Consider the following 25,738-nt stretch of genomic DNA (forward strand, 5'->3'; position numbering starts at 1 on the left):
GCCGGGCTCAGCAATGCATTTGCCGTTCGCTGCCGTCGTCCGGGTCGCGGTAATGGATAAAGGCCTGGCAGGTGCTCAGCTCGACCTGCAGCCGGCAGTAGTGCGGGCCGTGGCGCCAGGCCATGGCCAGGGCGCTGTCGCCGGACTGGATCAGCTCGAAGCGCCCGTCGAAGGCCGGATGCGAACTGCGAAAGCGCATCAGGCTCAGCAGGCGCTGCACCAGCGGCTGCTGCAGCGCCTGCTGCGCCTCCTCCAGGCCGTAGTGATGGCGGTTGACGTCACGCGCCTCGCCGCTGTGCTCGGCCAGCTCGAAGTCGTTGCAGCCGGCGAGCAGGCCGACGTAATACACCTGGGGAATGCCCGGTGTGAAGAACTGGATGGCGCGCGCGGCGATATAGGCCTCGTCGTTGCGCATCAGCGCCTCGTAGAAGGTGCAGGTCAGCTGGTAGATGGCGCCGACGCTGTGCACATTGACCGCCGAGCGGCGCATGATCGGATCGGCGCTGCGCCGCGACACCTCCTCGACCAGGTAGCGAATCTCCGTCTCCGGCAGCATGCCCTCGACATCCGGAATGCAGATGCCGTCGTGGGTATCGAGCACGGTGATCTGGTTGCGCGGGCACATGCGCAGCCACTGCTTGAGGTAGCAGCCGGTGCCGGAGAGGAAGGCATGCAGCACCAGCGGCGGCAGGGCGAAGGCATAGGGATGCATGTGCCGACGCGAGATGGCGTACTGGTAGCTGATGTGGTCGTGCACCTCGGGGAGCATCTCGACGCCGTACTTGGCGCCGGTTTCGCGGAACCACTCGAGGATCCGGTAGACGTCCGGCTCGACCAGAAAGCAGCTGCTGCCGATCTTCTTGGTGGTGTAGCCGAAGGCATCCAGGCGCAGCAGCTTGACCCCGCGCGCGGCGAGAAAGGCCATGTAGGTTTCCATCAGCTGGTAGGTCTGCGGCGAGTCGTAGTTGAGGTCGATCTGCCGCTCGGTGAAGGTGCACCAGACCCGGCAGGTCTCGCCGCTGGCCAGGCGCACCTGGCGAAATGGCTCCTTTTCCTTGCGGATATGGATCTTCGCCAGGTCCTCCAGACTGATCTCGCCGAGCGAGTCGACCTGGACGAACAGCTCGGCATGGGGCGAGGCCTGCCCCCTGGCGACGAAGTCGAGAAACTCCGGGGACTCGTCGGCGATATGGCTGATCACCAGGTCGACGCACAGGTCGAAGCGCGCGGAGATGCGCTCGACATCCGCCCAGTCGCCATAGCGCGGGTCCACCTCCATATGGGTCAGCGGCGAGAAGCCACCGTCGGCATTGGATGGGTACAGCGGCAGGATATGCACGCCGCCGACCGCGCCGACCAGGTGCTGGTCGAGCAGCTGGTACAAGCCGGCCAGGTCGCCACCGAAACGATCGGGATAGGTGATCAACTGAACCTCATTGCGCAACGACATCCGCCCCTCCTCCACCGACAGCGGGAAAACCTTACTGTCCGTTAAAGCAGTCTGAGCTCATACGTCAAGCCAGGCACGGCTCGCTATCCGCCGTTGGCGTAGCGCGCCCACAGCTCGTCGAACTGGCGAGCGTAGGCCGCCAGCAGCTGCGGGTGGTCGATCACCAGCAGGTTCTCGGCGTTGCTGGTACTGGCGCTTCGGGTCCAGTTGAAGCTGCCGCTGGCCAGTAGGCGGCGGTCGAACAGGGCGAATTTGTGGTGCATGTGGAAGGGGCCGTCGTCGATGCGCAACGGCACGCCGTGCTCGCGCAGAGAATGAATGTCGCTGCCCTCATCGAACTGCTTGTCATTGTCACTGATCACCCGCACCACCAGGCCGCGACGGTGGCAGGCGAGGATCTCCGCACTCAGCCGGTCGTCGGAGATGGTGTAGACGCAGACATCCACCGAGTGTTTGGCCTGGCGACACAGCTCGCGGAGTTTGCCCAGGCACTCCTCACCGGGACTGAAATGGGCGCTGGCCACGGTCGGTCGCACCGATGCACCGGTGCCATCGAGGGTCTTGACCACCTGCTCCAGCCACTTCAGTGCCGCCAGGGTGTTGGCCGGGTCCGCCGTCAGCTCGCGCACCAGGGCGAAGGCGCGGTTGCGCAGGTAACGGACCTGGTCCGGGCTCAGGTCGCTGCCGAGCTGGCGCAGCTCGTCGCGCTCCTCATTGCTCAGCCTGAGATCGACCAGGCTGTCGCGCAGCTGCTGGTCCAGATGGGCAAAATCCATTCAGCGATTCCTCCGTGTGCAACTCAAGGCGGCATACAGCACCCCGCACAGGGCACCGGCCAGATGGTACTCGAACGAGATGCCCTGGCGCGGCAGCAGGCCCCACCACCAGCCGCCGTAGGCGAGCAACACCAGCATGGCGACCAGCAGGCTGGACAGGCTGCGCTCGAACCAGGCGCGCCCGAGCAACAGCCCCCACAGGCCGAACAGCCAGCCGCTGGCCCCCAGATGCATGCCGGGTCGGGCGAAGAGCCAGACCAGCAGACCGCTGCCGAGGATGATGAAGGCGTTGGCAGCGATGAACTGACGCAGCGAACCGAGCATGGCCAGCCAGGCCAGCACCAGCAGACCCGACAGATTGCCGAGCAGGTGCCACCAACCGGCGTGCAACCAGGGCGCGAAGAGGATGCCGGGCAGGCTGGCAACCTGCCGGGGCAGCACGCCCCAGGCATTCAGGGCATTGCCGCTCAGGCCGTTGAGCAGCTGCAGCGCCAGCATCAGCCCGGCGATGCCGAGCAGCAGCTGCAGGCGCGGCGCCAGCCAGGCCGTCACGCCCTGTCCGGGCCCGGCTCGGCGCCTGCCTGCGGCGCACCGAGGAACTGGCCTAGCTCGCGCAGGCGCTGGGCCATGTCGCCCATGCGGTTATGGGTACGCAGATCGATCTCGATCTTCTTGTCCATGGCATTCATCAGTGGCAGGAAGCTGTGCTGCAGGGTCTCGGCCAGACGCTCGAGCAGCACCTGCACGCCCGGCTGCGCCGGCGCCTGCACCGCCACCTCGATCTGCGGGCGCAGCTGACCGAGTTTGTCCAGGCCCGCCAGCAGCTCACTCCAGGGAATCTGCGCCTGTTGCTGCGGCTCGCGCTGCAGGTTGCCGCCGAGGGCGCGAATGCCCTCGACCAGATCGTTGAGCTGGGCCACCACCCGGGCGCCGACATCCGTATCGCTGCCGCCCATGGCCTTGTTGCGCAGGAAGTCGCGCTTGATCTGCGCCCAGCGTTCGCCCTGTTCCACCGTCATGTTGCCGCGCAGCTCGGCCAGCTTGAGCAGGTTTTCCTCGGCGCCGGTGGTGAGCAGCTGCGACTCACCCTGATAGTGGTCGGCGATCAGCTGCAGCAGCTCGGCATCGTTCATCACCGCGCTGATCTTCTCCGCCATCTTGTTCATGTTGCGGTAGCTGCCCTGCAGCTTGAACGGCGGCTCGCTGCGGTAGTGATCGGCCTGGGCGGCGCTGGCGATGTACTGCTGGTTGACCTTGAGCACCACGTCGCGCACCTGCATCAGGCGCTGCAGGGTGGCGACGATCTCGTTGATCTCGGCGCCGCTGTAGCCGTGGCTCAGCTCGTTGGAGGAGAACGGCTTGCCCTCGGCCTTGGCCACGAAACGGTAGACATCGGCCATGTCGCGGGTGGCCAGCGGCGCCAGCACCGGGTTGGAGGTCAGGCCGTTCTCGATGTAGGACAGGGCGAAGGCCTCCTGCATGCCGCCCAGGGTGTCGCCGAGATTATAGATGTCGGCGCGGTTGGCCAGCATGTCGGGGATCCTGAACAGCTCGCCGGACTCGGTGTAGGGGTTGCCGGACATCACCACGCAGAACTTCTTGCCGCGCATGTCGTAGGTCTTGGTCTTGCCCTTCCACACGCCTTCGATGCGCCGGGTGCCGTCGCACAGCGAGATGAACTTCTGCAGGAACTCCGGATGGGTGTGCTGGATGTCGTCGACATAGAGCATCACGTTGCTGCCCATCTCCAGCGCCAGGTTGAGCTTCTCCAGCTCCTGGCGCGAAGTGGCATCCGGCGCCTGGGCCGGATCGATGGAGCGCACCTCGTGGCCCAGGGCCGGGCCGTTGATCTTCATGAAGATCAGGCCCAGGCGGTGCGCCACGTACTCCATCAGGGTGGTCTTGCCGTAGCCAGGTGGCGAGATCAACATCAGCAGGCCCATCAGGTCGGTGCGCTTGCTCTCCCCGGCGGTGCCCATCTGCTTGGCGAGGTTGTCGCTGATCACGCCCAGATAGACATCGTTGATCAACTTGTTGCGGACGAAGGAACTCAGTGGCCGTGGCTTGAATTCGGCCAGGCGCAGGGCCTCGCGCTCGCGGCTGACCACCTCCTGGCGCAGCGCCTGATAGCGCTGCATCCCCGGTAGGAACTGCTCGCGGTGCTGACGCAGGCGGGCGAAGAAGTCATCCACGACCAGCACCAGCTGGCGTTGCTGAATGCGCGGGTGTTCGCCCATCAACTCGCCGACCGTGAAGCGCAGATCGACTTCGGTGACACGCTTGGGAAAGTCCTCGGCGAGCAGCGACAGCACCACGGCCTCGGCCACATAACCCTCGAGGGCGGCGAATTCGCCCTCGGCACACAGGCCGCGCAGCCAGTTCTCGGCCAGCGCCCACTGCGCGGCCGGACGCTTGCTGAGGTGGGCCAATGCCTGCTGATAGTCGTCCCACATATGCGCTGTCTGCAGCCGCGCCTTGAGGCCATCGAGCAGTTGCCGGGCGTACTTGCTGAAGGTGAAGGCGACGCGCTCGGCGCTCAGCTCCTGCAGCAGGTATTCAGCCGCCTCGCGGATCACCGCCGGCTCCAGGACCAACGGCTGCTCGGCGAGGAACAACTGCATGGCCGCGACGATTTCGTCCTGCAGCTGCAACAGGCCTTCGCCACGACCGAACAGCTGCTGGATATGCCGACTGGTGCGCGCCCGCTCGGGCCACTGGCCCGCGTTGGCCTGGCCGCGCTGGCGGTCCCAGAACAGGCAGGCGAAGGCACGCGGCAAGGCGCCGTGGCACAGCAGGCCAGCGCTGGTGCGCAGCGGCAGCAACTGGATCAGGATGGCGGCCGCGTCATGGTCATGAATGCCCTTGGCGTAGCCTTCCTTGTAGCGCGGTGCGGCGAAGTCCCGAATCAGCTTGGTCAGTTCCTGCGGCAGACTCAGCAACGGCGCCAGGCGCTCCAGGCTGAGGCCCTCCTGATTAAGCTCGGCAGCGCCGAGTACCTGGCCGGCCAGGTATTCGGCGCGGTACAGGCTCGGTGACTCCGATTCCAGCGACACCTGCCAGTAGGCGCGCAAGGTTTCCAGCTCGGCGTTCACCAGCGGCTCGAGGAAGTCGGTACCGGTCAGATGCAAATGCAGCTGATCGCCACGCGGCATCAGGGTCAGGTCGAGTTCCTGGGTGTTGACGCTGAAACGATGGCGCGGTCCGAGCTTGATGACGTTGCCACCCTCTTCGAACAGCTCGCTCTTGTCGCGCAGGGCGCGCACGGCCTGGTCGCGAGCCGCCTTTAGGCGTGCCTCGAGATCGTCGGCCTTGACGCTGTCCTTCAGCTCGCGCAGGCGCTCGGCCAGCTCGCGCAACTTGAGGATCAACGGGTCGGCGGCGAAGAAGCTGTTCAGCTCCTCGGCCTGGGTGAACCTGGCGGTGCGCCGGGCCAGGCTGTCGAGGATGCGCCGGGCGGCGTCCTGCACGCTCTGCGCCTTGCGCTGGCGCTCGTCGAGCAGGGCCTGCTTGTGGCCCTCGAAGGTCTCCAGCAACTCCTCGCGCTTGGCCAGGATGTCGGCGAGGAACTGCTCCTGGTCGCCGAACTGGCTCTCCAGCTCTTCCAGTTGCACCAGCAGACGCGACAGCTGTTCATCGCAGCGCTCCGGGTCCTGGGCCATGGCCAACGCATTGGTGATGCCCTGGCTGAACAGTTTGAACTGGGCGCCGAACTGGGCCACGATCTCGGCCGAGCCCAGGCCCTTGCGCCGCTGTTCGCCGCGGGCCTTGGCCTGGTTGAGGCGGGCGTATATCTCGGAAATCGACTCGACGATGCGGGTGCGCTGGGTGGCATCGTCGATCTTGAGCCCAGCCATCAGACTGGAGAGCATGTCCAGGTCGGCGGCCATGGCCTGCAGCGCCTGCAGCGGCTCGTTCAGCTGAGTGACGGTCGTGGCCTTCTGCGCCTGTTCATCGAGCTGCTTGAGCTGCAACACATAGGGCTCGAGCGCCGCGTCACTGGCGAGGAAGTTGGAGACGGCCTGCGCCGTGCGCTCTTGGGCAGCCAGCAGCTCGGCTTCCATGGCGTCGATGCGAACCACATCGATATAGCGGTAGTCGCGGATGGTCAGCAACTGGCCACGTTGGGCGGTGATGCTGTTGAGCGCCTCGACGAACTGCTGCACCTCGTCCCAGCTGTCGAGCAGCAGGCCGCCGAGCAGGTTCTTCTGCCGTGTCTCGGCCTCGCTCATGGCCCGCGCGGACTGCTGGCGAATGCTCTCGACCTTCTCGAACTCATCGAGTACCAGCTCGCCGGTGGCCGCCACCTCGCGCAGCAGCGGGGCCAACCCCTGGCACTGGGCGTCATCCAGCCAGTGGTAGACATCGAACAGGCGCCGGCTGTTCTGGCACAGCTGGGTATAGCGCGGCACCGAGACTTCCGGGCTTTCGATCTCGCGGCTCAGATTGAACAGGTCGGACACCCCGCGCACCAGCTCGGCATTGCCGATGCGACCGAAAAAGCCACTGCGCGCCGGCTGGCGGGCGGCGAATTCGTCGCTGAAGAACGGCGTCTGCCAGATCTGCATCGGGTGGATGCGCGTCGGCTCCTCGCTCTCGGTGGCGAAGATCACCATGCGCCCGTCTTCCAGGCGCGCATAGCCGTGGCCGAACAGCGGGTTCTGCAACTGACGCTTGATCAGGTTGTAGGTGAGCAGCACCGAACGGCCCTGCTCCGGGTGGTAGAAGATGTACTGCACGTCCTCGCCATTGGGCGAGCGCAGCGCACGCTTGAAGCGCATGCCCGCCATCGACTGCTCGAAGGCCTTGGACTCGCCGCTCTGCAGGTAGTAGCCACCGGGGAAGATGATGCCGTGGTCTTCCGGCAGCTGAACGCAGGCCAGGCCGATGGCGTCGATGCGCTCGACCTTGCGGGTCAGGCCGTTGAACACCAGGTAGCGCCACTGCTCCTCGCGATAGGGCAAGACCTTGAGCAGGATCAGGCTGCCCAGGCGGGCGTATTCGATCTGCGCGTCGTCCAGCGACTGGGTCTTGTCCAGCACCGCCTCGCGGTAGATACCCAGGCCGTCCTCGGTATTGTTCTCGACCTTGACCGTGAGGTCGCCGCCGATGGTCTCGACGAACAGGGTGTCGAGGATGTTCAGGTGCGGATGGCGACCGTTGACCACCATCTCGCGGGAGGTCTTCTGCCACTCGAAGTCGAAGGCCGCCGGCAGCGCGATATCGCGCTCGCCGCGGTTGTCGATATAGCGGATGTCCTTGCCGTCGAGGGAGATCGACCAGCGGAACACTCGCACGTCGGTGATGCGCTCGCCGATCTGGAAGCTGGCGAGCAACTTGCCGTCGCGCACCAGCAGCTGCAGCAGGCGGGTGTTCTTGTAGTAGCTGTACAGCTCGTTGAAGTCGTTGACGAAACTGGCCTGGTCGAGAAAGCTGCCGGCCAGTGGCACCGGCTCGGCCTCGTAGCCCTCGCTCTGCTCGCTCAGGCGATAGAGGGAGAAGACATCGCCGACCCGGGTTTCCTTCTTCAGGCCGAGGAACACGTTGTAGCCGAACAGCAGGCAGTCGCCGACCCGGACGATGTCCCGTGGCGTGCAGTTGTTCTCGGTGCGCATGCGCAAGCGACCGACCACCTCCATCTGACTGCTGCCGAACTCCTGCAGACGCTGCTCATTGAGCAGCTCCGCAGTCCTCCGCAGGCGCTGCCCCTGCTCCTGCAGGCGCTTGTGCAGCACCTCATAGGCGCCGCCTTCGGCAACGGCCTTGTCCAATACGCCCTGTGGCTGGGCTACGGCTGAAGCATCCGACATCGTGGTCTTCCTGAATCTGCGGTGTCAGGCTCCCGCCCGTCCGGGCGGTAGCTGTAAGGAATGAGGGGACGGGCCGCATGGGCCGTCCAGGCGGGTCAGGCCCCGGCAGCCGGCGCCTCGCCACCATCGAGCTTGTGCTCGGCCAGCACCGAGGCTGCCGCGGACTTGCCGTTGAGCAGGCGGGACAGCACGTCCTGCACCACCGGACTCTTGCCGACCACACCCTCGATGGCCTTGCCCACCGACAGCGATTTGGCGAAGGAGTTGAAGAAATCGCCCTCGCCGCCGACGATCTCGATCTTCGCCTTGGCCAGGGCGGTGGACAGCACCTCGGCCTGATCCTTGGCGATGTCCTTGTTGGCCGCGATGGCCGCCATGGCTTCCTCGAAGTTCTTCTCCAGCTGCATGCGGAACTCTTCGTGCTGACGTGCGCTGTCGCTGAGCGCATCCAAGGCACCGAACTTCTTGCCCAGACCTTCGGCTTCGGCGTTCAGGCGTTCCAGCAGGATCTCCGCCTCGGCCGAGCCCAGATCCTTGGTCGCCCGGGCCTTGGCCACGCCCAGCTGCTCCTCGCCACGCGCCTGGGCGCCCAGCTTCTCTTCCAGCACCTTGGCCTCGGCCAGGCCGTCTTTCTCCTTGGCGGCGGCCTTGGCTTCGATGACCCGCGCCTCGGCCAGGCCTTTCTCCTGCTCGCCCTTGGCCGCGGCAATCAGCTGCTCGGCCTGCACACGCGCTTCGGCCAGACCTTCCTTCTCCTTCGCCGCGGCCGTCACTTCCAGCACCCGGGCGTCGGCCAGGCCAGGCGCCGCGCGCTCGGCCTCGATGCCTTCGGCCATCTTCTTCTTGGCCTCGGCCTGCTTGGCCGCCGCTTCCAGCTCGGCCTGGGCCAGGTTGTTGATTTCCACGGCCTTGTGCTTGGAGCGGGTCTCGTCGGCTTCCGCCTGCTTGACCTGACGCACCAGCTCCTGCTCGGCCTCGGCCTGCGCCTGCAGGACGATGACCTGCTTGGCACGCTCGGCTTCGGAGACTTCGCGTACTTCCTTGATGCGTTCTTCTTCCTGGGCCACGGTCTTTTCCACCGCCACGCGCTCGCGGATCACCCCGGCGATGTTCTTGCGCTCTTCCTCCAGGGCCTTTTCCTTCTCGATGCGCTGCAGCTCGACCTCGCGCTCGCGGGAGACGATCTCCAGGTCCTTGGCTCGAGTGACTTTCTCCACTTCGATGACCACGGCGCGCTGACGGTTCTGCTGCGCCACTTCCACTTCGCGCTGATGGTTCTCGGCACGGATATCCAGTTCCTGCTGGGTCTGGATGCGCGCCTGCTCGGCCTTCAGGCGCTCCTCTTCCTTGACCTTGAGGGTCTCGGCTTCCTCGCGGGCGCGGATGGTCTCGATCTCGCGCTTCTGCCGCGCCTCGGCATCGGCCTGCTGGCGCTCGAGGGCCAGGGTCGCCTCGCGGGTTTCGACGTTCTTCTTCTTGATCGCCAGCTCTTCGTTGCGCTCCAGATCATTGGTGATGACGTTCTGCGCGGCGGTCAGCTCGGTGATCTTGCGGATACCCTCGGCGTCGAGGATGTTGCTCGGATCGAGCGAAGCCTTGGAAGTCTGCTCCAGGTAGTCGATGGCCACGTCTTCCAGCACATAGCCGTTGAGGTCGTTACCGATCACCTCGACGATGCGGTCGCGAAACTCCTGGCGGTTCTCGAACAGCTGGACGAAATCGAACTGCTTGCCGACGGTCTTCAGCGCCTCGGAGAACTTGGCGTTGAACAGCTCATCCACCGCGGCACGGTCGGAAGCACGGTCGACACCGATGGCCTTGGCCACCTTGAGCACGTCTTCCTGGGTCTCATTGACGCGCAGGTAGAAGGCCACGGTGATGTCGGCGCGCATGTTGTCTTTGCAGATCAGGCCATCCTTGGCGCGACGATCCACTTCCAGGGTGATCAGCGAGATACGCATGAACTCCTTGAGGTAGATCACCGGGTAAACCAGGGCGCCGGTGAAATGCACCTTGGGCGTCGAGGACATGTCGTTGACGATCAGTGCCGTGCCCTGCGGGACCTTGATGTAGAAGGCCTTGAACAGCACGAAAAAGCCGAATATCAGCAGGAAGAAAATACCGACGCCCATCAGGAACGGCATCACCATTTCGAGGCTCATTGCAATCAATCTCCTTTGATTCTGAGGAAGTTCGTCGGCTTACAATCCTTTGAACTCGTCCTCGGTAATGACCCGGTAGGCGTGTTCGCCATCCAGATATTCCAGCAACACGACGCGGTCGCCGCGTTTGAAACCTCGTGCCTCATCGGCACGCACGCGCAGGATCAGACCCGCGCCACCGTCCTCCAGCACCGCCTCGCCATGCCTGAGGCTGACTCGACCACTGCGCACCACGGCGGTCTGCCCCAGCACCGATTTGCTGGTGGTAGCCTCCAGCTTGCGGAACAACGGTCGCAGCGGCCGACACAGCGCCGCGCTTAGCGGAACCGCGACCACCAGCGCGGCGAATGCCACGAGCAATCCCAGTGGATAGCGCAGGACGCCCAGCGGCAAATAGCGCAACAGCAGCAGCTCGACGAAGTAGCTGGCCGTCCAGGCGAAGAAGAACAACAGGGTCAGCACCAGGGTCACCGGCACGCCGTTCAGGCCGAGCTTGAGCAGCAGCCCGGCCAGCCCTTCGGGCTGCACCGAGTCCAGGGCGGAGTCGGCCTCGATGTCGAGCAGGTCGACCTCGAAAATGCCCAGTGCGGCGACGCACCAGTACAGCACCGCCACACACAGCAGGAAGCTGAAGATGACGGTGGGGAAGGCAAAAGCGGTGAGCAGGAAGTTTTCCATGGCGTTCCTATCCCTGAATCAAGAGGCGGAGCCCGAAGGCTCCGCCTGCACCCGCGCGATCAGGACTTGGCTTTGTCCTTGAGGCGCGCCAACACGCTGTCGGCACCGGAGTCAGCGGCGACAATACCGGCGGCGCGCAGCTTGCTCTGCAGCGAATCCTCGGAGCCGGCCTCCTCGGCCAGCTCGGCGGTCGCCTCCATCTTCGCCGCACGCTCGGCCTGTCGTTGCTTGATCCGCTCCAGCGACTCCACCGCCGTGTGCAGCTTGGCCTGGGAGCCTCCGTAGCGATGGGCCACGGCCATCTGCGCCTTCTGCACGCTCTCGGTGGCCTTGACCGTATCCACCTGTTGTTTCAGGCGCTTGATATTGGCCTCGGCCTGGCTCACAGCCTTGCGCAGCTGAGCCACGCTGGCCGTGTAGGCATCGGCCTGCTCGCGCTCACTGGCCTGTTCGACCTCGAGATGGGCAATCTTCACCGCCACTTCGCGGGCCAGCTCCTCGTTGCCGGCCTCCAGAGCCTTGAGGGCATACTGTTCGTACTCGGCAACCTTGGCCGCGCTCCTGCCGGCACGCTCGGCGGCCAGCTTCTGCTTGGCCATGATCTCGGCCAAGGCCTCCTTGGACTTGCGCAACTCCAAGTCGGCGTCACGGATTTCCTGATCGAGAATACGCAGGGCCTGACCGTCCACCACGGCCTCCCCCATCTCGTTGGCACCACCACGCAGTGCGGTCAGCAACTTGCTCCATACATTCATGACAACTCCTCCTTAGGCGGCAGCCTTGAGAAAACCTTCATAGGCTTCGGTGGCCTTGATCACGTTGTCCGCCAGCAGCTCGATCTCCAGCACCACATTGGAAAGGATCGAGGTCGCACTCAGCGCGCCGAACATGGTGTAGCAGTCCTGTCCATCCGGCAGCTTCTCCAGGCCGATGCAAGACAGTGGAAACAGCTTGTGGCTGCGCAGCACTTCTTCATTGAAAGCCGCCACATCGCGCACATCGCTGGCCGGCCAAAGCAGCGCCTCGACAATGATCTGCTCACCCACCACCGCCATGAACAGCGGCAGATCGCCGTACTCACCCATGGTGATATGCAGACTGGCGTCGGCCCCCTGGATCAGCTCGATCGCCGCTCGCCCATCCTTGAACAACTCAGTCGCGGCCAGCGCATCGAACAGCGCTTGCGCATTCCATACTTGAGGCATGCTCATACCCCCCTCCTTCTCCACAGAGTCCAGCCTCGAATTGGGCTGGCGCAGTTTGCGCTCGAACGCCGCAAGCGACGCAGCGTGCTCGGGCAGTATCCAGACCTCCTTCTTCACCAACCCCTGCTCGCGCAGGCGCTGACGGAAAAGACGCTGATAGTGGGCTGATGATTTGCTTTCCATGATGGGCAGACTAGACGCTCACATGTAATGAATCAATAGATCACATGTAATATTTTTGAGCGCGCGCCTGAGACAGGCGCAAGACCATACCCTGCAACAGGGCAGCCATAGACAGAGAGAGAAAGAAGGCGAACAGCAGGCGGGAAGTCATCCAAACCCGAGGGGGGGGAAATACGCGCATCCTTTCGCCCAAGGATTTAACCGCAGATACTCTGCCGATCCAAGACACAAAAGCGCCATCCCCATTGCAAGTCCACAGAGGAGCCGTCATGTCCGCCAGCAAACCCCTCACCGGCCTGAAAGTGATCGAACTCGGCAGCCTGATCGCCGGCCCCTTCGCCGCGCGCATCTGCGCCGAATTCGGCGCCGAGGTGATCAAGGTCGAGTCGCCCGATGGCGGCGACCCGCTGCGCAAGTGGCGCAAGCTGTACGAGGGCACCTCGCTGTGGTGGTTCGTGCAGGCGCGCAACAAGCAGTCGCTGACCCTCAACCTCAAGCACGAGCAGGGCCGCGAGGTGTTGCGCAAGCTGCTGACGGACGCCGACATCCTGATCGAGAACTTCCGCCCCGGGGTGCTGGAGAAGCTCGGCTTCGGCTGGGAGACCCTGCATGCGCTTAATCCCAAGCTGGTGATGGTGCGCCTGTCCGGCTTCGGCCAGAGCGGCCCCCTGAAGGACCAGCCAGGCTTCGGCGCGGTCGGCGAATCCATGGGCGGGCTGCGCTATATCACCGGCTTCGAGGATCGCCCGCCGGTGCGCACCGGCATCAGCATCGGCGACTCCATCGCCGCCCTCTGGGGGGTGATAGGCGCGCTCATGGCCCTGCGTCACCGCGAGGTCAACGGCGGCCAGGGCCAGGTGGTCGACGTGGCGCTGTACGAGGCGGTGTTCGCCATGATGGAGTCGATGGTGCCGGAGTTCGACGTGTTCGGCTTCATCCGCGAGCGCAGCGGCAACATCATGCCCGGCATCACCCCCTCCTCGATCCACACCAGCAGCGATGGCAAGCACGTGCAGATCGGCGCCAACGGCGATGCCATCTTCAAGCGCTTCATGCAGGCGATCGATCGCCAGGACCTGGCCGAGGATCCGACACTTGCCAGCAACGACGGGCGCGACGCCCGCCGCGACGAACTCTACGGGGTGATCGACCGCTGGGTCGGCTCGCTGCCACTGGAGCAGGTGCTGGCGACCCTGAGCCAGGCCGAGGTGCCGGCCAGCCGCATCTATTCGGCCGCCGACATGCTCGGCGACCCGCAGTACCTGGCCCGGGAGATGTTCCTCAGTGCCAAGCTGCCCGACGGCAAGCCGTTCAAGATGCCCGGCATCGTGCCCAAGCTCTCGGAGACCCCTGGCTCGGCGCAGTGGATCGGCCCCGAACTGGGCGAGCATAACGTGCAGATATTGACCGGCCTTGGTTACAGCGCCGACCAGATCACCACCCTGCGCAGCGAGGGCGCGATCTGACAATGCCAATGCGCCGCCTGGCGCTTAAAGAGATACGCCGTACTTGGCGTAGATTTTCTCGATGAGGCCCTGCCGCTTGAGCTCCAGGATTGCCGCATCCAGCTTGGGCAGCCAGGCCTCATGCTCGGGATGAACCCGCATGCTGACATCGAAGGTACTCATGACGTCGCCGATTTCCAGAGAGTGGTACTTCGGCTTCTTGAGCACGCTGTACTGCACCACGGCCTTATTGATCACGATCTGGTCGAAGCGCTGCCTCACCAGCATCTCCAGCAACTGCGCCTCGTTCAATGCGTTACGCCGGTCGATCTGGCCGGCCGCGATCAGCGGCGCCAGATCGGGGTAGGCATACCCCCGCACCAGCCCCACCGACTTGCCGCGCAAGTCTTCGGGTTCCTGCACCGGGAACGCCTTGCCCGGCGCGAACGCCATGACGTCGACGACCTCGCCGAACGGCACCGAAAACAGCCCGGGTATCGGCCGATTGCGCACCCAGCCCGGATAGACGCCCGGCTCGATATCCAGCATCCCCGCCTCGAACAACAAGCCGATCCGCGGATAGGGGTAGTACTGGATGTCGAAGCGGTCGCCGGTGAGCCTGGCCAGTTCATCGAAGATGTCCTGATAAATACCTTGCCGGCCTTCCTCGATCATCATCGGCGGATAGTTGTAGAAGCCCACTGCAAAGGTGGCCGCATAGCCCCCTGACCAGAAGCACGCAACACAGCAGAGTACAACCGCCTTGACCAGCCACTTCATCACCACACCCTCGACACGCCCCCTCAACAACGTCCTGCTCAACTCGGGACAAACGAACACCCCGGCTTCCTGCACCACGGCAGCGGATGCTTGTGTGCTACGTGGTCCGCAGACTTGCATCGCCTCCCTAGCCCCACAACTCCGTGCTTGTTGCTTCGCACAGCATTTCGATCGCCTGCGCCTCTTATCCTCTCACCAAGGCCGTCGGCCCCTCGAGCTGCAGAGCACTGGGCCCATCTGCCATAGCCCCTCTGCACGCCGAGGCAATAGCGGCAGCATAGCCTCCGAATGCTTGGAAAAGAACGACGGCAAGCGCGGAGTACTAGGCTCGAGTTTTGCCGAGTCCGCAGTACCGGCCCACCGCATCTGCTCGGCCGCCGAGATGCTCGCCGACCCGCAGCTTCTCGCCCGCGAGATGTTCTTGAACGCCAAGCGGCCGGGCGGCAGGCTGTTCAAGTTGCCCGGCATAGTGCCCAAGCTCTCGGAGACACCCAGATCGACTCAGTGGATCGGGCCCGAACCGGGCGAGTACACGAACGGACTGCTCGCTGGGCTAGGCTATGACTAAGAGGCGATAGCCGAACAGCGCCGGCGCCATCTGAACCAAGCAGGTCCTCGCCCATGAAGCCCGACGAACCACCCCTGCCCCAGGAAGTCCTCCTGGCCTTGCGCCAGAACGGGCGCCGGGCCGCCATCGAGCTGCTGCAGCAGCGCCAGGGCCTCAGTGCCGAGCAAGCCGCACAGCGGATAGATCGCTACCAGGAAGCCAACCCGCCGGTGCCCTTGCGCGGCCCCGGGGTGGTGATTTCCAGCAAACTCAATGCGCTGATCTGGCTGGCACTGATCGCCATGATGGTACTGGTCTATCTGCTGCTGATCGGCTGAAGCCATGCCAGCCGATCTTTCAAGCCCATGAAAAAAAGCCGGCACCTTGCGGTAACCGGCCTTCTTCTGCGCGGCGCCGCCGTTACAGCGGCTTGCCGCGGTTGCCGTGCTCGGTGACGAAGTTCTGTACGGTCTTCAGCTCGTTGGCCAGCACCGTGCAGCGCTCTTCGCGCTCGAACAGGTCGGCCAGGTGCGCCGGCAGCGCCGGGGCCTGGCCGACACCGGCCTTCTCCACCGCCTCGGGGAACTTCACCGGGTGCGCGGTACCCAGGATCACCATGGGCGTGGCAAGGCTACGGCGGCACTCGCGAGCGGCGCGCACGCCGATGGCGGTGTGCGGGTCGAGCAGCTCGCCGCACTCATGGAACACCTCGGCGATGGTCTGGCAGGTCGCCTCATCGTCCACCGCCAGGGAATCGAACAGCTTGCGCGCCTCGGTCCAGCGATCCTCTTCGACGCTGAAGCCGCCGCCCTGCTTGAAGGTCTCCATCAGGCTGGCGATGGCGGCGCCGTTGCGCCCGTGCAGGTCGAACAGCAAGCGCTCGAAGTTCGACGAGACCATGATGTCCATGGACGGCGACAGGGTCGGGTGCAAGGTGTCCTTGACGTACTGGTTGCCGCTCATGAAGCGATGGAGGATGTCGTTGCGGTTGGTGGCGACCACCAGCTGGCTGATCGGCAGCCCCATGTTGCGCGCCAGGTAACCGGCGAAGATGTCGCCGAAGTTGCCGGTCGGCACCGAGAACGCGATGGAACGCGCCGGGCCGCCCAGCTGCAGGGCGGCGTGGAAGTAGTAGACGATCTGGGCCATGATCCGCGCCCAGTTGATCGAGTTGACCGCCACCAGGCGGGTGCCCTTGAGGAAGCCCTGGTCGGCGAAGCTGGCCTTGACCATCTCCTGGCAGTCGTCGAAGTTGCCCTCGATGGCGATGTTGTGGATGTTGTCGCCGAGGATGGTGGTCATCTGCCGGCGCTGCACCTCGGACACCCGGTTGTGCGGGTGCATGATGAAGATATCGACGTTGTCGCAGGCCTTGCAGCCTTCGATGGCCGCCGAACCGGTGTCGCCGCTGGTGGCGCCCATGATCACCACGCGTTCGTTGCGCTTGGCCAGCACGTAGTCGAGCAGGCGACCGAGCAGCTGCAGGGCGAAGTCCTTGAACGCCAGGGTCGGGCCGTGGAACAGCTCCATGACCCACTCGTTGCCGTTCAGCTGGCGCAGCGGCGCGACGGCGTTGTGGGCGAACACGCCATCCGAGCCGGCCGCACCTGGGCCGGCCGCACCTGGACCGGCCGCATAGGTTTCCTCGAGGATCTTCTTGAAGTCGGCATCCGGGATGCTGCCGCTGACGAACGGACGCATCACCCGGAAGGCCAGCTCGTGGTAGGGCAAACCGGCCCAGGAAGCGATCTCCTCGACGGTGAAGCGTGGCAGGTTCTCCGGCACGTAGAGGCCGCCGTCGCTGGCCAGGCCGGCCAGCAGTACGTCTTCAAAATTCAGGGCCGGTGCCTGGCCGCGGGTACTGATATAGCGCATGTTGGGCAAACCTTAGGTTCGAGCTGCAAGCTACGGGCTTGGGGCCGCCGCGCCTGCTGCGCCGGCGGCCGGAAACGGGTTAGTTCAATTGTTCCACGCGGATGCGCATGACCTTGCCGACCACGTCATCCAGGGCCTCGAGGGCATCGATCGCCTCGTTGATACGCGCCTCGACCACCCGATGGGTGACCAGGATCATGGGCACCAGGCCGTCATGCTCCTCGACTTCCTTCTGCATGATCGACTCGATATTGATGCCGCGCGCCGACAGGATGCTCGCCACCTGGGCCAGCACACCGGGATGATCCTTGGCCTGGATGCGCAGGTAGTAGGCGCTCTCGCAGGCACCGATCGGCAGGATCGGGTGGTCCGACAGCGAATCCGGCTGGAAGGCCAGGTGCGGCACGCGATTGGTCGGGTCGGTGGTCAGGGCGCGGACCACGTCGACCAGGTCGGCGATCACCGAGGAGGCGGTCGGCTCCATGCCGGCGCCGGCGCCGTAATACAGGGTACTGCCTGCGGCATCGCCGTTGACCATCACCGCGTTCATCACCCCGTTGACGTTGGCGATCAGGCGGTCGTCCGGGATCAGCGTCGGGTGCACCCGCAGCTCGATGCCGGCGTCGGTGCGCCGGGCTACGCCCAGGTGCTTGATGCGATAACCCAGGGCCTCGGCATAGCCCACGTCGGCGGTGGTCAGCTGAGTGATGCCCTCGGTGTAGGCCTTGTCGAACTGCAGCGGGATGCCGAAGGCGATGGACGCCAGGATGGTCAGCTTGTGCGCGGCATCGATGCCTTCGACATCGAAGGTCGGGTCGGCCTCGGCATAGCCGAGCGCCTGGGCCTCCTTGAGCACGTCCTCGAAGGCACGGCCTTTCTCGCGCATCTCGCTGAGGATGAAGTTGCCGGTGCCGTTGATGATCCCGGCCAGCCAGTTGATCTGGTTGGCCGCCAGGCCCTCGCGGATCGCCTTGATCACCGGGATGCCGCCGGCCACCGCCGCTTCGAAGGCGACTATCACGCCTTTCTCGCGGGCGCGGGCGAAGATCTCGTTGCCGTGCACGGCGATCAGCGCCTTGTTGGCGGTGACCACGTGCTTGCCGTTGTCGATGGCCTTGAGCACCAGATCGCGGGCCAGGGTGTAGCCACCGATCAGCTCGATGACGATATCGATCTCGGGGTTGCCGACCAGCTCGAAGACATCGTGGGTAATGGGGGTACCGGTAATGTCGCACTGCGGGTTCTGCGAACGCAGCGCAATCTGCGCCACCTCGATATCACGCCCGGCGCGCCGCGCGATTTCCGCGGCGTTGCGCTTGAGCACGTTGAAGGTACCGCCACCGACGGTACCCAGCCCACAGATGCCTACTTTGACCGGTTTCACACTGAACTCCCCATCTGCACTGCATAAAGCGGCCGGAGCAAGCTCCGGCCGCAGAAAAAGAGCCGCACATTACGAAGCGGCTGTTTATTAGTCAATCGAGCCGAGCCCGGCGACTACTGGCCGGCGTCGAGCGCCAGCTTGGACAACTGCGGCGCCGGCTGGTAGCCGGGAATCAGCTTGCCGTTGGCCAGAACGATCGCCGGGGTGCCAGAGACGCCGATCATCTGACCCAGGGCGTACTGCTTGGCCACCGGGTTATCGCATTCGGCAACCGGCACTTCCTGACGGGTCTTGGCCAGGTTCATCGCCGCCTGGCGGTCCTTGGCGCACCAGACGCTGACCAGCTCCTTGTAGGCCGGACTCTGCAATCCCTGACGCGGGAAGGCGACGTAGCGCACCTCGACGCCCAGACGGTTGAGTTCCGGCACTTCGCTGTGCAGCTTCTGACAGTAACCGCAGTCGGTGTCGGTGAACACGGTGATGTGGGTCTTCGGCGCCTCAGGCGCGAACACCACCATCTCCGAGGTCGGGATGGCGTTGATGGTCTTGGCGATGGCGCGGGTTTCATGCTGCTCGGTGAGGTTGATCGCCTGGCCATCCTTGACCTGGAACAGATAGCCCTGCAGGACGAACTGGCCGTCGGCGCTGGCATACAGCTGGCGGCCACCCTGGAGTTGAACCTGATACAAACCGGACATCGGGCTCTCGGCGATGGCTTCGATCTGCATGCCGGGCTGGATCGACTGCAGCATCTGGCGGATCGCCTGATCGGGATCGGCCGCCAGACTCAGGTTGCTGGCGAGGCCAAGGGCCATGGCCGCGAAAATGCGGGTCAGGTGCATGGTGTCTCCTAATCGAGCGATGGACTGATAAATATGAGCGGCAGACTACCATAGAAGCCCGGCGTGGCGGACCACAGCAGGTCGGACGGCCATCTCAGCCGCGCGGGTGGTGTTCGGCATGCAGTTGCTGCAGACGTGCCCGGGCAACGTAGGTATAGATCTGCGTGGTCGACAGGTTGCTGTGCCCCAACAGCATCTGCACCACACGCAAGTCGGCGCCGTGGTTGAGCAGATGAGTGGCGAAGGCATGGCGCAGGGTATGCGGCGACAATGGCTTGGCGATGCCGGCGACCCGCGCCTGCTGCTTGATCCGGTGCCAGAAGGTCTGCCGGGTCATTTGCTCGCCGCGCAAACTGGGAAAAAGCACGTCACTGGGCTTGCCGCCAAGCAAGGCGGGTCGCGCTTCCCGGGCATAACGCTCGAGCCACAGCATGGCCTCTTCACCCAGGGGCACCAGGCGCTCCTTGCTGCCCTTGCCGAAGACCCGCAGCACGCCCTGACGCAGATTGACCTGTTCCAGGGTGAGCGCAACCAGTTCGCTCACCCGCAGCCCGCAGGCATAGAGCACCTCGAGCATGGCGCGGTCACGCAGGCCGATCGGATCTTCCAGCTCCGGGGCCGCCAGCAGCGCCTCGACATCGGCCTCCGACAGGGACTTGGGCAGGGGCCGCCCCAGTTGCGGCAAATCGACCTGCAGGGTCGGGTCGCAGGCAATCAGCCCCTCGCGCAGAAGAAACCGATAGAAGCCGCGCAGGCCGGAGATGAAGCGCGCGGTGGAGCGCGCCTTGAAGCCCTGATTCAGGCGCCAGGCCAGGTGATCGAGGATCAGCTCGCGCCCGGCCCGGTCGAGGGCCACCTCGCGCGCCTGCAGCCAGCCATGGAAATGCGTCAGGTCGCTGCGATAAGCCGCACGCGTGTGCTCGGACAGCCCCCTCTCCAGCCATAGGGCTTCGAGGAAACGGTCGATCAGGGGGTGGTCGGTGGCCGGCATGGGGACCTATGGCGAGGGTTGAAAGCAGGCTAGCATTCCACATCCCGGCCAGACAGGGCCAGTCACCATCAGGACTCTTGATGAACGAGCAGTACATCCTCCTCGCGTTCGCCGCGATCGGCGCCAGCGCCCTGATCTGCCAGTGGCTGGCGTGGCGCTCGCGCCTGCCGGCGATTCTGCCGCTGCTGGTCTGCGGCATCCTGGCCGGGCCGGTGTTCGGCTGGCTGGACCCGCAGGCGCTGTTCGGCCCCTTGCTGTTTCCCATGGTGTCGATGGCGGTGGCACTGATCCTGTTCGAGGGCAGCCTGACCCTGCACCTTTCCGAGTGGCGCGAGATCGGCAGCGTGGTCAGGCGCATGGTGACGGTCGGCGCCCTGGCCACCTGGGGCACCATCGCCGTCACCACCCACTACCTGCTCGGCTTCGCCTGGGAAATGGCCCTGCTGTTCGGCACCCTGACCCTGGTCACCGGCCCGACGGTGATAGTGCCGATGCTGCGCGTGGTCCGCCCGAAAGCCTCGGTGGCGAACATCCTGCGCTGGGAAGGCATCGTCATCGACCCGATCGGCGCCCTGCTCGCGGTGGTGATGTTCAGCTTCATCATCAGCAGCGCCGACGGCCAGGGCTGGCAACACAGCCTGGCAACCTTCGCCGGGGTGATTCTCTGCGGCGGCCTGTTCGGCGCCGCCGGGGGCTGGACCCTGGGCCAGGTGCTGCGCCGCCAGTGGCTGCCCGACTACCTGCACAACCTGGCGGTGCTGGCCACGGTGCTCGGCATCTTCATCGCCGCCAACCAGGTCATGCACGAGTCCGGCCTACTGGCGGTGACCCTGATGGGCATGTGGCTGGCCAACATGAAGGGCGTGGACGTGCGGCATATCCTGCACTTCAAGGAGAACCTCAGCGTGCTGTTGATCTCCGGGCTGTTCATCCTCCTCGCCGCCCGCCTCGACCTTTCCGCCCTGCTCGCCCTGGGTCCGGCCGTCTTGCTGCTGCTGGCAGTGATCCAGTTCATCGCCCGGCCACTCAACGTGGCGCTGTCGACCCTGGGCTCCAGCCTCAACTGGCGCGAACGCGCCCTGCTCGCCTGGATATCGCCGAGGGGCATCGTGGCCGCGGCGGTGTCGGCGATCTTCGCCATCCGCCTGGGCGAAGCCGGCTATGCGGGCGCCGAATTGCTGGTGCCCCTGACCTTCGCCGTGATTATCGGCACCGTGGTCCTGCAGAGCGCCACCGCGCGCCCACTGGCGCGCCTGCTAGGAGTCGCCGAGCCCGCCCCCAGCGGCTTCCTCATCGTCGGCGCCAACCCGGTCGCCCGGGCCATTGGCCAGGCCCTGCAGCAACTGGGCAGCCGCGTGCTGCTAACCGACTCCAGCTGGGAGAACATCCGCGCCGCACGCATGGCCCAGCTGCCGACCTATTTCGGCAACCCCGCCTCGCAGCATGCCGAAGCGCACCTGGACCTGGTCGGCATCGGCCATCTGCTGGCCCTGTCGCCGGCCGGCGAACTGAACACCCTGGCCAGCATGCGCTTTCGCCACGAGTTCGGTGCGCACTGCCTGTTCAGCCTGGCCAGTGGCCAGGAAAGCAGGCGCAGCGACAAGCATCGCGCCAGCGACGAGCACCGCGGCCGCGCCCTGGGCAACCAGCCGCTGACCTACCCGCAGGCCGCCAGCCGCCTCGCCCAGGGAGCCGAACTGTACACCACCACCCTGACCGACAACTTTGCCTGGAGCGACTACCAGGCCCTGCACGGCTCGCGCGCCACCCTGCTGTTCGCCCGCGACCGCGAAGGCCGGATACACGTGGTGACGCCGCAGAGCGCCCTGCTACCGCAGACCGGCTGGACCCTGGTAGCCCTGATCGAGCCGCAGCCCCAGCAGGCCGACGCACGCCCGGACGAGAAGGCCAAGGCTACGGGCTGAGCCGCTCGCATCGATTCTGCGCGGCCGCCTGCCCCCTGCCATCCCGGAGACGGCAGGGCCACCCACAGCGCCGGCCGCCCGTCGCCGAGCAAACCCGGAAACGAAAAAGGCAGCCCGAAGGCTGCCTTTTACTGCAGAAGAAGCCTGTCTTAGGACAGCTTCTCCTTGATGCGTGCTGCCTTGCCGGACAGGTCACGCAGGTAGTACAGCTTGGCCTTGCGCACGTCACCGCGACGCTTGACAGCCAGGCTGTCGACCAGCGGGCTGTAGGTCTGGAAGGTACGCTCGACGCCAACGCCGTTGGAGATCTTGCGCACGGTGAAGGCGCTGTTCAGGCCGCGGTTACGCTTGGCGATAACAACACCTTCGAAGGCCTGCAGACGCTGACGGTCGCCTTCCTTCACTTTCACCTGAACGACAATGGTGTCGCCCGGGGCAAAGGTCGGGATCTCTTTGCCCATCTGCTCGGCTTCGATCTGCTGAATAATCTTGTTGGTCATGCTGCGCTCCTAAGACAGGCGCTCTGGCCCGTCATCGATACGTTAACTATCGTCCCGCTGGCGGATGTATTCCTCCAGCAGCTTCTTCTCTTCTCCAGAAAGCGAGCGGCTATCCAGAAGATCGGCGCGTCGCTCGAGCGTCCGACCAAGGGACTGCTGCAAACGCCAACGCCGGATGTGTTCATGGTTGCCGCTAAGCAGCACCTCGGGAACACGTTTATCCGCATACACCTCCGGGCGGGTGTAGTGCGGGCAGTCGAGCAGGCCATCCGTAAAGGAATCCTCCTCGGCCGAGTCTGCATGACCCAATGCACCAGGCAAAAGGCGCGTTACCGCATCGATCAGCACCATGGCTGGCAGCTCACCGCCAGACAGGACGTAATCCCCGATCGACCATTCCTCATCGACGTGCGCCTCGATAAAGCGCTCATCAATGCCTTCGTAGCGCCCGGCGATGAGAATCAACGCACTCTCGTTCGCCAGTTCGCGTACCGCCGACTGCTTCAGCTGCCGGCCTTGCGGCGACAGGTAGATCACCTTCGCCGAGTCGCCTGCGGCTTGCTTGGCACCCTGCAAAGCATCCTCAAGCGGCTTGATCTTCATCACCATGCCGGGACCGCCCCCGAAGGGCCGATCGTCCACCGTGTGATGACGATCCGTGGTGTAGCTCCGCGGGTTCCAACAGGTCAGCTGCAACAACCCCTGCTTCACCGCGCGGCTGGTGATGCCGTAATCGCCGATGGCGGCGAACATCTCCGGGAACAGCGTAATGACTTCAACGCGCACGCTTAGAAGTCCGCATCCCAGTCGACCCGCATCTCGCCAGCAGCGAGGTCGATCGACAACACGCATTGCTCGGTATAGGGCAACAGGCGTTCACGATCATCCAGGCTGTCGAGACAAGGCTTGACCACCATCACATCATTGGCACCGGTCTCGAACAGATGGTCGATCTTGCCGAGCAACTGCCCTGCCTGATCGATGACCCTGAGACCTTCCAACTGATACCAGTAGAACTCGCCTTGGCTGAGTTCCGGCAACTCGCTACGGGGAACGCAGATATCGAAACCGGCGTAGGTACGCGCAATTTCGCGATCGTCGAGCCCCTTGAGCTTTGCCACCAGGACCTTGCCCTGCAAGCGCCCACTGGCCAATTCGACCTGCTTTACCTCGTTGTCACGCCTGAGCGTCCAACGGCGGTAATCGAGCACGTTAGCCAAGGGATCGGTAAAGGAATACACCTTCACTTCGCCCTTCACGCCATGCACCGAGACAATCTTGCCAAGTACCACGAGGTCCTCGGCGGGAGCTGGCGTCATGCTCATAGCGGTGCTTAGGCAGCGGCCTTAGCAGCTTCCTTGAGCAGCTGAGCAACACGCTCAGACGGCTGTGCGCCCTGGCCGAGCCAGTAGTTGGCACGCTCTTGGTCTACGGACAGCTTCACTTCGGCGCCGGAGGCAACCGGGTTGAAGAAGCCGATGCGCTCCACGAAGCGGCCATCGCGCGCATTGCGGCTGTTGGTCACGGTCAGGTGATAGAAAGGGCGCTTCTTGGAGCCGCCACGGGCAAGACGGATGGTTACCATTGAACTTCGTTCCTGTAGTCGGTGCTGCAAAACTGAAATGCACGCATAGGGCGCTAGGCCCGAAAGGCCGCATATTCTAAGGATTATCCGGGTTTTTGCAAATCTCTTTTTTCCCTCGGGACCAGGTGCAGGCCAAGGACCGCCCCACACCCGCGCCAGGCGGCCAGCCCGGAGCAGGCGCCCGACAGGGGTTACAGCTTGGGCAGGCCGCCGGGCATCATGCCGCCCATGCCGCGCATCATCTTGGCCATGCCACCCTTGGCGGTGAATTTCTTCATCATCTTCTGCATCTGCTTGTGCTGCTTGATCAGCCGACCGATGTCCTGCACCTGGGTGCCAGAGCCCATGGCGATCCGCCGCTTGCGCGAACCACTGATGATCTCGGGGTCGCGGCGCTCGGCCGGCGTCATCGAGTTGATGATCGCCTCCATCTGCTTGAACTGCTTCTCGGCCACACCCTGGGCATTGCCCATCTGCGCGAGGTTGACGCCGCCCATCAGTGGCAGCTTGTCCATCAAGCCGCCGAGACCGCCCATGTTCTTCATCTGCTGCAACTGGTCGCGGAAGTCCTCGAGATCGAAGCCCTTGCCCTTCTTCAGCTTCTTGGTCAGCTTCTCGGCCTTCTCCCGGTCGAGGGTCTGCTCGGCCTGCTCGATCAGACTGAGCACGTCGCCCATGCCGAGGATGCGCGAGGCGATGCGGTCCGGATGGAAGGGCTCGAGCGCATCGCTCTTCTCGCCCATGCCGATGAATTTGATCGGCTTGCCGGTGATATGGCGCACCGACAGCGCGGCGCCACCCCGGGCATCGCCATCGACCTTGGTCAGGATGACCCCGGTCAGGGGCAGCGCATCGCCGAAGGCCTTGGCGGTATTGGCGGCATCCTGACCGGTCATGGCGTCGACCACGAACAGGGTCTCGGCCGGCTTGACCGCCGCATGCAGGGCCTGGATCTCGACCATCATCTCGGCGTCGACGTGCAGGCGACCGGCGGTATCGACGATCACCACGTCGATGAACTTCAGCTTGGCCTCGCGGATCGCCGCCTCGGCAATCGCCACCGGCTTCTGGGTGGTATCGGACGGGAAGAAGGTCACGCCGAGATCACCCGCCAGGGTTTCCAGCTGCTTGATCGCCGCCGGACGGTAGACGTCCACCGACACCAGCATCACGCTCTTCTTCTTGCGCTCCTTGAGCAGGCGCGCCAGCTTGCCGGAGGTGGTGGTCTTACCCGCACCTTGCAGGCCGGCCATCAGCACCACCGCCGGCGGTGCGACGCTCAACGCCAGCTCTTCGTTGGCTGCACCCATCAGCTCTTCGAGCTCGGCGCGAACGATCTTCACGAAGGCCTGGCCCGGGGTCAGGCTTTTCGACACCTCGGTGCCGACCGCACGCTCCTTGACCTTGTTGACGAAGTCCTTGACCACCGGCAGGGCGACATCGGCCTCGAGCAGCGCCATGCGCACTTCGCGCAGGGTGTCCTTGATATTGTCCTCGGTCAGCTTGGCCTTGCCAGTGACGTTACGCAGGGTCTGCGAGAGGCGGTCGGTAAGATTTTCAAACATGCGCATTCCTTTCGGGTTCACCTGAACCGAGGCTGGGC

21 protein-coding genes and 1 pseudogene are annotated in these 25,738 nt (G+C 64.6%); 4 read left to right on the forward strand and 18 right to left on the reverse strand.

Annotation, left to right across the window (positions count from 1 at the left end; genetic code table 11):
• Positions 1–7 precede the first annotated feature (7 nt).
• The 8 genes from gtfA to bacA all read right to left on the reverse strand — a co-directional run bounded on the left by gtfA (position 8) and on the right by bacA (position 12,261).
• Entirely contained in the window at positions 8–1,450 is a 1,443-nt protein-coding gene (gtfA, locus tag AB5S05_RS03935; protein ID WP_369286151.1) for a sucrose phosphorylase, read from the reverse strand.
• A gap of 83 nt (positions 1,451–1,533) precedes the next feature.
• Complete coding sequence (locus AB5S05_RS03940; RefSeq protein ID WP_369286152.1) at positions 1,534–2,226, reverse strand: phospholipase D-like domain-containing protein; 693 nt, start codon at positions 2,224–2,226, stop codon at positions 1,534–1,536.
• Positions 2,227–2,724 (reverse strand): rhomboid family intramembrane serine protease, encoded by a 498-nt coding sequence (locus AB5S05_RS03945; protein ID WP_369286345.1) that lies wholly within the window; start codon positions 2,722–2,724, stop codon positions 2,227–2,229.
• A gap of 50 nt (positions 2,725–2,774) precedes the next feature.
• The gene (locus tag AB5S05_RS03950; RefSeq protein WP_369286153.1) at positions 2,775–8,033 is read right to left on the reverse strand and encodes a DNA repair ATPase; all 5,259 of its coding nucleotides are present in this window, start codon (positions 8,031–8,033) and stop codon (positions 2,775–2,777) included.
• A 95-nt stretch (positions 8,034–8,128) separates the two neighbouring features.
• Positions 8,129–10,195, reverse strand: a complete 2,067-nt coding sequence (locus AB5S05_RS03955; RefSeq protein ID WP_369286154.1) for a hypothetical protein — start codon at positions 10,193–10,195, stop codon at positions 8,129–8,131.
• A gap of 39 nt (positions 10,196–10,234) precedes the next feature.
• Positions 10,235–10,873, reverse strand: a complete 639-nt coding sequence (locus AB5S05_RS03960) for a hypothetical protein (protein ID WP_369286155.1) — start codon at positions 10,871–10,873, stop codon at positions 10,235–10,237.
• A gap of 59 nt (positions 10,874–10,932) precedes the next feature.
• Positions 10,933–11,628 (reverse strand): PspA/IM30 family protein, encoded by a 696-nt coding sequence (locus AB5S05_RS03965; protein ID WP_369286157.1) that lies wholly within the window; start codon positions 11,626–11,628, stop codon positions 10,933–10,935.
• A 12-nt stretch (positions 11,629–11,640) separates the two neighbouring features.
• Positions 11,641–12,261, reverse strand: a complete 621-nt coding sequence (bacA, locus tag AB5S05_RS03970; protein ID WP_369286158.1) for a biofilm formation regulator BacA — start codon at positions 12,259–12,261, stop codon at positions 11,641–11,643.
• A 269-nt stretch (positions 12,262–12,530) separates the two neighbouring features.
• Here bacA and AB5S05_RS03975 point away from each other — a divergent pair, with 269 nt between their 5' ends.
• Positions 12,531–13,727, forward strand: coding sequence for a CaiB/BaiF CoA transferase family protein (locus AB5S05_RS03975; RefSeq protein WP_369286159.1), 1,197 nt, complete (start codon positions 12,531–12,533; stop codon positions 13,725–13,727).
• A 24-nt stretch (positions 13,728–13,751) separates the two neighbouring features.
• Here AB5S05_RS03975 and AB5S05_RS03980 read toward each other — a convergent pair whose 3' ends face one another.
• Positions 13,752–14,486: a substrate-binding periplasmic protein gene (locus AB5S05_RS03980; protein WP_369286160.1), complete on the reverse strand. Its 735-nt coding sequence runs from the start codon at positions 14,484–14,486 to the stop codon at positions 13,752–13,754.
• Positions 14,487–14,823: 337 nt separating this feature from the next.
• On the opposite strand from AB5S05_RS03980, the pseudogene AB5S05_RS03985 reads away from it, so the two are divergent.
• Positions 14,824–15,054 (forward strand): annotated as a pseudogene (locus AB5S05_RS03985) (CoA transferase); the annotation flags it as partial.
• A gap of 53 nt (positions 15,055–15,107) precedes the next feature.
• Positions 15,108–15,371, forward strand: coding sequence for a hypothetical protein (locus AB5S05_RS03990; protein WP_369286161.1), 264 nt, complete (start codon positions 15,108–15,110; stop codon positions 15,369–15,371).
• 82 nt (positions 15,372–15,453) lie between these two features.
• On the opposite strand, the gene thrC is transcribed toward AB5S05_RS03990, so the two are convergent.
• From thrC to xerD, 4 genes are all read right to left on the reverse strand, one after another.
• Positions 15,454–16,908: a threonine synthase gene (thrC, locus tag AB5S05_RS03995; RefSeq protein ID WP_369286162.1), complete on the reverse strand. Its 1,455-nt coding sequence runs from the start codon at positions 16,906–16,908 to the stop codon at positions 15,454–15,456.
• A gap of 79 nt (positions 16,909–16,987) precedes the next feature.
• Positions 16,988–18,292, reverse strand: coding sequence for a homoserine dehydrogenase (locus AB5S05_RS04000; RefSeq protein WP_369286163.1), 1,305 nt, complete (start codon positions 18,290–18,292; stop codon positions 16,988–16,990).
• Between the two features lie 113 nt (positions 18,293–18,405).
• Complete coding sequence (locus AB5S05_RS04005; RefSeq protein WP_369286164.1) at positions 18,406–19,134, reverse strand: thioredoxin fold domain-containing protein; 729 nt, start codon at positions 19,132–19,134, stop codon at positions 18,406–18,408.
• A gap of 94 nt (positions 19,135–19,228) precedes the next feature.
• Entirely contained in the window at positions 19,229–20,125 is an 897-nt protein-coding gene (gene xerD / locus AB5S05_RS04010) for a site-specific tyrosine recombinase XerD (protein WP_369286165.1), read from the reverse strand.
• Positions 20,126–20,205: 80 nt separating this feature from the next.
• Between xerD and AB5S05_RS04015 the strand changes: the two genes are divergently transcribed.
• Positions 20,206–22,050, forward strand: a complete 1,845-nt coding sequence (locus tag AB5S05_RS04015; RefSeq protein WP_369286166.1) for a cation:proton antiporter — start codon at positions 20,206–20,208, stop codon at positions 22,048–22,050.
• Between the two features lie 149 nt (positions 22,051–22,199).
• On the opposite strand, the gene rplS is transcribed toward AB5S05_RS04015, so the two are convergent.
• From rplS to ffh, 5 genes are all read right to left on the reverse strand, one after another.
• Entirely contained in the window at positions 22,200–22,550 is a 351-nt protein-coding gene (gene rplS, locus AB5S05_RS04020) for a 50S ribosomal protein L19 (RefSeq protein WP_369286167.1), read from the reverse strand.
• 42 nt (positions 22,551–22,592) lie between these two features.
• On the reverse strand, positions 22,593–23,402 hold the full coding sequence (trmD, locus tag AB5S05_RS04025; RefSeq protein WP_369286168.1) for a tRNA (guanosine(37)-N1)-methyltransferase TrmD: 810 nt from the start codon (positions 23,400–23,402) through the stop codon (positions 22,593–22,595).
• Complete coding sequence (gene rimM, locus AB5S05_RS04030; RefSeq protein WP_369286169.1) at positions 23,339–23,875, reverse strand: ribosome maturation factor RimM; 537 nt, start codon at positions 23,873–23,875, stop codon at positions 23,339–23,341. Before rimM ends, trmD begins: the two co-directional genes overlap by 64 nt.
• Before the next feature lie 8 nt (positions 23,876–23,883).
• Positions 23,884–24,135 (reverse strand): 30S ribosomal protein S16, encoded by a 252-nt coding sequence (gene rpsP / locus AB5S05_RS04035; RefSeq protein ID WP_369286170.1) that lies wholly within the window; start codon positions 24,133–24,135, stop codon positions 23,884–23,886.
• 191 nt (positions 24,136–24,326) lie between these two features.
• Positions 24,327–25,700, reverse strand: a complete 1,374-nt coding sequence (gene ffh / locus AB5S05_RS04040) for a signal recognition particle protein (RefSeq protein ID WP_369286171.1) — start codon at positions 25,698–25,700, stop codon at positions 24,327–24,329.
• Between the last annotated feature and the right edge of the window lie 38 nt (positions 25,701–25,738).

Source organism: Pseudomonas zhanjiangensis, from assembly GCF_041027545.1.
In the GTDB taxonomy this organism is placed as follows: Bacteria; Pseudomonadota; Gammaproteobacteria; order Pseudomonadales; family Pseudomonadaceae; genus Aquipseudomonas; species Aquipseudomonas zhanjiangensis.